This window comes from Microbacterium sp. NPDC006705 (assembly GCF_044903545.1).
Taxonomy (GTDB): domain Bacteria; phylum Actinomycetota; class Actinomycetes; order Actinomycetales; family Microbacteriaceae; genus Microbacterium; species Microbacterium plantarum.
Genome location: NZ_JBJDQQ010000018.1, coordinates 1 through 1,104, shown reverse-complemented (window position 1 = coordinate 1,104; position 1,104 = coordinate 1). Strand labels below are relative to the sequence as shown.

Annotated in this window: 1 rRNA gene; it reads right to left on the bottom strand. The window is 56.3% G+C overall.

The features are described 5' to 3' along the window. Window positions 1-415: 415 nt before the first annotated feature. Window positions 416-1,104: ribosomal RNA gene (locus tag ACI2K6_RS17030) — 16S ribosomal RNA — on the bottom strand; the annotation flags it as partial.

Sequence of the window (1,104 nt, the reverse complement as noted above, 5' to 3'; positions counted from 1 at the left end):
GAGCAATATCTAACTAAGATGTCATTCTCGGCATCACCACACCTCACACACCACCCCAGGGGGAACAGTGCGATCAACGATGCAGCAACAAAAAAATAAGATGCTCGCGTCCACTATGCAGTTCTCAAACAACAACCCACACCCCATCCACCAACCCACAAGGCCAGCTTCACAAGGTACGGAGACCAGAAACAACAACCCCAACCCCAAGGCCAGGGTGCCTGCTGTTCCAGGACCCAACAGTGTGCCAACACCAGCTCGCAGCCACCAACAGCACCCATTCCAACCACACCCTCACAGGCATGACGTACTCGAGCACTGTCGGCACCACCACTGGCACCATTCATTGATGTTCCACCCATGAGCAACCCGCCATCACACACGCGGTGATGCAACGGGCACTGATGCTCCTTAGAAAGGAGGTGATCCAGCCGCACCTTCCGGTACGGCTACCTTGTTACGACTTAGTCCCAATCGCTGGTCCCACCTTCGACGGCTCCCCCCACAAGGGTTAGGCCACCGGCTTCGGGTGTTACCGACTTTCGTGACTTGACGGGCGGTGTGTACAAGGCCCGGGAACGTATTCACCGCAGCGTTGCTGATCTGCGATTACTAGCGACTCCGACTTCATGGGGTCGAGTTGCAGACCCCAATCCGAACTGAGACCGGCTTTTTGGGATTAGCTCCACCTCACAGTATCGCAACCCATTGTACCGGCCATTGTAGCATGCGTGAAGCCCAAGACATAAGGGGCATGATGATTTGACGTCGTCCTCACCTTCCTCCGAGTTGACCCCGGCAGTCTCCCATGAGTCCCCACCACTACGTGCTGGCAACATGGAACGAGGGTTGCGCTCGTTGCGGGACTTAACCCAACATCTCACGACACGAGCTGACGACAACCATGCACCACCTGTGAACCCGCCCCAAAGGGGAAACCGTATCTCTACGGCGATCGAGAACATGTCAAGCCTTGGTAAGGTTCTTCGCGTTGCATCGAATTAATCCGCATGCTCCGCCGCTTGTGCGGGCCCCCGTCAATTCCTTTGAGTTTTAGCCTTGCGGCCGTACTCCCCAGGCGGGGCACTTAATGCGTTAGCTGCG